Raw genomic sequence first — 5,585 nt, 5'->3', positions numbered from 1 at the left:
CCCGGCCCCGCCGTCGACGACGGCGGAGCCGGGCGCGGCGCCGGCAACGGGAACGGCGCGGACGGCGCCACGCTACCCGGTTCCGCGGCGGACTTCCGGCGCTCGGTCCAGTCCGACACCGTCCATTTCTCCGTCGATCAGTACGAGATCGACGACGAGGCGCGCGCGATCCTCGACACGCAGGCGCAGTGGCTCGCCCGCTACCCGCGCGCGCGCATCACGGTGGAGGGGCATTGCGACGAGCGCGGCACGCGCGAATACAATCTGGCGCTCGGCGACCGGCGAGCGAACGCGGCCAAGAACTACCTCGCCGAACACGGCGTCGAGTCCGCCCGCATCGGCGTCATCAGCTATGGCAAGGAACGCCCGGTCGCGGCGGGCTCCGACGAGGCGAGCTGGGCGCAGAACCGCCGCGCGGTGACGGTGGTCCTCAGCCAGGGCGGATAGGGGGATCGGCCGGCGGTGCAACCTGTCGGCGCGCGCCTCGTTCAGGGTTCGGTCGACCGGCGTTCCCGCCGGTCCGTCCCGTTCAGTCATATCAAAGGGAAATCGTCATGGGCCTGTTCAGCAAGGATATCGCGACGTTCGAGGACCTGTTCCTCCATCAGCTTCAGGACGTGTATTACGCGGAGCAACAGATCACCAAGGCGCTGCCCAAGATGATCGACAAGGCCACCGCGCCCGCGCTCCAGCAGATCTTCCGCACGCACCTGACCGAGACGGAGAACCAGTCCGCCCGGCTCGAGCAGGTGTTCGAGACGATCGGCGAGAAGGTGAAAGGCGTCACCTGCCAGGCGATCGACGGCATCATCAAGGAAGCCAATGAGGTCGCCGGCGAGATCGAGGACAAGCGCGTGCTCGACGCGGCGCTGATCGCCGCGGCGCAGGCGGTGGAGCATTACGAGATCGCCCGCTACGGCACGCTGGTCGCCTGGGCCAAGGAGATCGGCCGGACCGAGGTCGCCGCGATCCTCCAGCGGACGCTGGACGAGGAGCATGCCACCAACGACAAGCTGACGGCGCTGGCGACCGGTCAGGTCAACGCCGCGGCGGAGGCGGTCGGCGAGCCGGCCTGAACGTCGATCGGAACGGGAGGGCGGGCGCCGCAGGGTGCCCGCCCGATCATCCCGCCCGGCCCAGCAGCCGCATCGTCTCGGCATCCCGCTCGTCCGCAAAGAATGTCCATAGCGCGATATCGAGCGGCGAACCGGCGCCGGCCGCCACGAACAGCGTCAGGGACGAGCGCAGCTTGATCGCGTCGACCGCGCCCAGCATTTGCTCGGCTGTGCGGGCCGGATGACGGAGCAGCGCCGCGGTCGCGTCCGCGAGACGTGGCCCCAGCAGCGGATGGGCCAGGTACGCGCGGGCCTCGTCCATCGAGCGGATCGCGTACCGGCGCGCGGTGTCGCTGCGCCCCAGCCCGGCGATCTGCGGGAAGATGTACCACATCCAGTGGCTTCGTTTCAGGCCGGCGTTGAGTTCCGCGAGCGCCTGCGCCCAGCTGTCCGCCTGCGCGGCGACGAAGCGATCGAGATCGAACGGGTCCTCGGCATCCATCGCGCGTGAACGCGGATGGCGGTCCGTGCGTTGCGCCGCCAGAGGAGACCGACCGGATGCTCGAACACATACCCGCCTGGCTGGGTCACGCGATCCGCGGCTGGCGCGCAGGCGCCGACAAGCTGGCGATCGCGCAGCCCGGCCTTGCCGCCGAGGCGTCGCTGACGCTGTCCAGTCCGGCCTTCGCCGATGGCGGCCGGCTGCCCCCGCGCTTCACCGCCGATGGGACAGGCGTGTCGCCGCCGCTGACCTGGGGTGAGGTGCCGGCCGGCACCGCCAGTCTGGCGTTGCTGGTGGAGGATCCCGACGCGCCCGCGCCGCAGCCGCTGGTCCACGCGGTCGTCTGGGGTCTGGCCGCGGACGCCGGCCGATTGGCGGAAGGGGCGATCGCCGCCGACGGCGGAACGGATGGACGGGAGGTCGGCCGCAGTTCGTTCCTGCACGAGGGCTGGCTGCCGCCCGATCCGCCCACCGGCCATGGCGACCATCGCTATGCCTTTCAGCTGTTCGCGCTCGATGCGGGTGCGCCCGATCCCGGCGGCGACACCGGCAGCGGTCCCGAGCGATCCGCGCTCACCGCGGCGATGCACGGCCATGTGCTGGCGGCCGGTCTGCTGGTGGGGGTGTATTCGCGGGGGGAGCCGGCGACGGCGGATGTGGGCGCGAGCATCGCCGCTCCCGCCTGATCCACGGGGTCAGCCGTGCGCCAGCACGACACGCGCGCGCCCCTGTTCCTTCGCCTCGTACAACGCCCGGTCGACGCGATGCAGCGCGCCATCCAGCGTTTCGCCGGGAGCGATGCAGCCGACCCCGGCCGAGAAGGTGATCGCGCCGATCGGCTCGCCCGTCTCGCGCGAGCGGAACCGCCTCGCGGACACGACCGCGCGCGCGCCGTCGAGCAGAGCGTGCGCCGCGGTATCCGAACCGCCGGTGAAGAGCATCACGAACTCCTCGCCGCCGTAACGCGCCACGAGATGCGGCGCGCAGTGCGTCGCGAGCGTCTGGCCGATCGCGGTCAGTACCCGGTCGCCGACCGCATGGCCGAACGTGTCGTTCACCTGCTTGAACCGATCGATGTCGCAGATCGCGAGGCTTGCGGGAACGGCGGGGTCGAGCGCGGCGAACGCCTCCTCGAACGCCCGCCGGTTCGGCAGGTTCGTCAGCGGATCACGCCGCGCCGATCCCTGCGCCTCTTCGAGCCGGGCGCGAAGGTCCTGCGCCTCCTCGGTCGCCCGTTGCAGCCGACCCTCGCTCAGGCGGACACGCCGAACCATCAGCCCCGTCAGCTCGACCATGTCCGCGATCCCCGACGGATCGCCCGTCCGGCGGATCGCCTCGGCACTGGCGGCAAGATCGATGCCGAAGCCACGCGCCTCGTCCCGTGCCCGGCGGACCATCGCGGCGAAATCCTCGACCTGCAGCCGGGTCCGCGCGACCAGCGCCGCGTCGTCGACCGCGTCGCCCTCCGGCTCAAGCGGCTGTGAGACGCCGGCGACCGTGCCGCCCAGCGCCTCGATCTGCTGGCCTGTCAGGCGCACCCCGCCATCGGTCAGCCGCGCGACCGCCCGCCCGAGCGGTCCGTCGGCATCGTGCAGGACCTGATAGGCGAAGGCGTAATGTCCGGGTTCGGGGCTCAGCCGATGCTCGGCGAGGAACGCGCCGATCCGACGGAACAGGTCGTTGCTCGTCGGCGCGACGACCGGCAGCTTGGCCGCAATCATTCCCGTTCCGATCCCTCCCGCAAGGTGGGCGGCCCCCGCCACCGCACCTTGCGCCCCCGCGTCCCGGAACGGCCTACGCCATTCCGCGTCAACAAAGGGTGACGATCGCCGGAAAGATCAGTGCAGGGGCGATAGCTTGCGCACCGCCGCGAGCGTCATCGCGACATGCTCGGCCGGGTTCATGTCCGAATGGACGAAGTTGATCCGGCCATCGGGCGTGATGACGTAGCTGGTGCGGCTGGTGATCGAGCGCATCTTGCCGTCGGGACCGGGGATCTGCTTGCCGAGGTCGACGTCATAGCCCTTGACGACCGCGGGTCCGGCGCTCGCCACCGCGAACTGGCCGGCGCACTTCTCCGCGGAGAACCTGGCGAGCGTGTCGACGTTGTCGGTCGACATGCCGAGCACGGTCGCGCCCGCCTTCTTGAAGTTCGGCATCTCCTCGGCGAAGGCATGGGCCTCCGCGTTGCAGCCGCCGGTGAACGCCGCCGGGAAGAAATACAGCACCACCGGCCCCTTCTTCAGCTCGTCGCCGAGATTGATCGGGATCACCTTGCCGGCGACGGCGCCGCGCGTCGCGAAGTCGGGCGCCTTGGCGCCGGGCGCGAGCGTGGCCATCGCAGGCGCGGCGAGCGCCAGCGTCGACGCGAGGACGGGAACGAGAGAGGCAAGGCGCATGGTACGGGCTCCGCATTGGGGTGCATGCGGTCTAGCGCGTCCCGAAGCCGCGCGATAGGCGGGCGAGATGCCCGTATCCCGTTCCGACCTCGCGCTTGCCTGTCGTCTCGCCGATGCGGCGGGCGCGGCGATCCGCCCCTGGTTCCGCAACCTCCTGTCGGTGGAGACCAAGGCCGACGCCTCGCCGGTGACGGTCGCGGACCGCGAGGCGGAGGCGGCGATGCGCCGGCTGCTGGATGCCGAGTCGCCGGGCGACGGCGTGATCGGCGAGGAATATGGCACGAAGGAGGGCGTGACCGGTCGCCACTGGGTCCTCGACCCGATCGACGGGACGCGGAGCTTCGCCGCGGGCCGGGCGATCTTCGGGACGCTGATCGCGCTGATGGAGGATGGCTGGCCGGTGCTGGGCATCATCGACCAGCCGGTGCAGCGCGAGCGGTGGCTGGGCGTCGCGGGGCGGCCGACGACGCTCAACGGGGCGCCGGTCCGCACGCGGCCATGCCGCGAGCTTGCGGGCGCGACGATCGCCACTACCAGCCCGCACCTGTTCGACGAGGCGGCGGTGCCGCGCTTCCTGGCGCTCGTCGGCGCGGTGTCGGGCGGCCTGCCGGGGCAGGGGCCGGTCTATGGCGGCGACTGCTACAACTACGGGCTGCTCGCCGCCGGCCACCTCGATATCGTGTGCGAGAGCGGGCTCCAGCTGTACGACTATGCGGCGCTGGTGCCGGTGGTGGAGGGGGCGGGGGGACGGATGTGCGACTGGTTCGGCGAGCCGCTTACCGCCGACAGCGCGGGCGACGTGCTGGCGGTCGGCGATCCCGCGCGGATGGACGACGCGGTGGAGGCGCTGGCGGCGCACCGCGAAGGCGGGTGAAGGACTGCGGCGGGGGCTTGGAGGCCCCGCTCAGAACCCCATGGCCCACCGCATCGCCAGCCCATAGTCGGGGGCCAGCGACGCGATGTTGCCCGGCTCGCGCCGCCAGAACATGTTCGCCTGAAGATCGCCGGTGCCGAGCGGGTGCGCGTAGCGGGCCTCAACGTCCAGCTCGCGGCCGGTCGGCGCGAGGTTCAGGCGCTGGTCGGTCCATTCGCTGACCGAGCCGGTCGCATAGTCGTAGCCGGTCGGCAGCCGGTATTCGATGCCGCCGCCCGCCACGCGCAGCGGCTGGGCGACTCGCAGCCCCAGGCTGTCGTGCGGCGCGAACACGCCGTCCTTGCCGACGTCGGCCGCCCAGGCGCCGGTGCGGAGCGTTCCCGACCCCTGCACGCCACCGCCCGCGGTGGCCATCGTCCACCCCTGGCGCCGGCTCGCGCCCAGCGACCAGCCGTCCCCACCGCTCCAGCGGGCGCCCCCGTCCAGGAACCAGCTCGTCGCGTGCGGACTGCCCAGCGCGTCGCCCAACCGGGCGCCCAGCACCGTATCCCCCTCCTGCAGCCGCGTGCCGCCCAGCGTCGCGACGAGGCCGCCGATGCGCCGGTCGACCGCCATCTCGAACCGGCCGTACCGCCAGCGTCCGTTCAGCAGCCGCCAGTCGCCGTCGGGCGAGATGTCGCGCCGCACGATCTCGCCGCTCTCCGCCGCGGCGGTCAGGCCGAAGCCCGCAACCGTGCGCCGAACCGCCGACGAGC

7 protein-coding genes and 1 pseudogene are annotated in these 5,585 nt (G+C 71.9%); 4 read left to right on the top strand and 4 right to left on the bottom strand.

The window, feature by feature from the left end:
• A partial coding sequence (pal, locus tag HUV01_RS11295; RefSeq protein ID WP_174298348.1) for a peptidoglycan-associated lipoprotein Pal occupies positions 1–447 on the top strand: 447 nt, incomplete at its 5' end.
• 107 nt (positions 448–554) lie between these two features.
• Positions 555–1,076, top strand: a complete 522-nt coding sequence (locus HUV01_RS11290) for a YciE/YciF ferroxidase family protein (protein WP_174298347.1) — start codon at positions 555–557, stop codon at positions 1,074–1,076.
• Between the two features lie 46 nt (positions 1,077–1,122).
• On the opposite strand, the gene HUV01_RS11285 is transcribed toward HUV01_RS11290, so the two are convergent.
• Positions 1,123–1,557 carry a DUF1810 domain-containing protein gene (locus tag HUV01_RS11285; protein ID WP_174298346.1) on the bottom strand — a complete coding sequence of 145 codons (435 nt, stop codon included), beginning with the start codon at positions 1,555–1,557 and terminating at the stop codon, positions 1,123–1,125.
• A gap of 56 nt (positions 1,558–1,613) precedes the next feature.
• Between HUV01_RS11285 and HUV01_RS11280 the strand changes: the two genes are divergently transcribed.
• Complete coding sequence (locus HUV01_RS11280) at positions 1,614–2,243, top strand: YbhB/YbcL family Raf kinase inhibitor-like protein (RefSeq protein WP_174298345.1); 630 nt, start codon at positions 1,614–1,616, stop codon at positions 2,241–2,243.
• A 9-nt stretch (positions 2,244–2,252) separates the two neighbouring features.
• On the opposite strand, the gene HUV01_RS11275 is transcribed toward HUV01_RS11280, so the two are convergent.
• Both HUV01_RS11275 and HUV01_RS11270 read right to left on the bottom strand, forming a co-directional pair.
• Positions 2,253–3,278 (bottom strand): GGDEF domain-containing protein, encoded by a 1,026-nt coding sequence (locus tag HUV01_RS11275; protein ID WP_174298349.1) that lies wholly within the window; start codon positions 3,276–3,278, stop codon positions 2,253–2,255.
• Positions 3,279–3,395: 117 nt separating this feature from the next.
• Positions 3,396–3,956, bottom strand: coding sequence for a peroxiredoxin (locus HUV01_RS11270; RefSeq protein ID WP_174298344.1), 561 nt, complete (start codon positions 3,954–3,956; stop codon positions 3,396–3,398).
• A gap of 67 nt (positions 3,957–4,023) precedes the next feature.
• Here HUV01_RS11270 and HUV01_RS11265 point away from each other — a divergent pair, with 67 nt between their 5' ends.
• Complete coding sequence (locus tag HUV01_RS11265) at positions 4,024–4,830, top strand: inositol monophosphatase family protein (protein ID WP_174298343.1); 807 nt, start codon at positions 4,024–4,026, stop codon at positions 4,828–4,830.
• A gap of 30 nt (positions 4,831–4,860) precedes the next feature.
• Here HUV01_RS11265 and HUV01_RS11260 read toward each other — a convergent pair.
• Positions 4,861–5,585: pseudogene (locus tag HUV01_RS11260) on the bottom strand (peptidase S8); the annotation flags it as partial.

It is taken from the genome of Sphingomonas bacterium, from assembly GCF_903643035.1.
Classification (GTDB): Bacteria; Pseudomonadota; Alphaproteobacteria; order Sphingomonadales; family Sphingomonadaceae; genus Sphingomonas.
The sequence above is the reverse complement of the archived record's forward strand: the minus strand, read 5'-3'. Positions and strand labels throughout refer to the sequence as shown.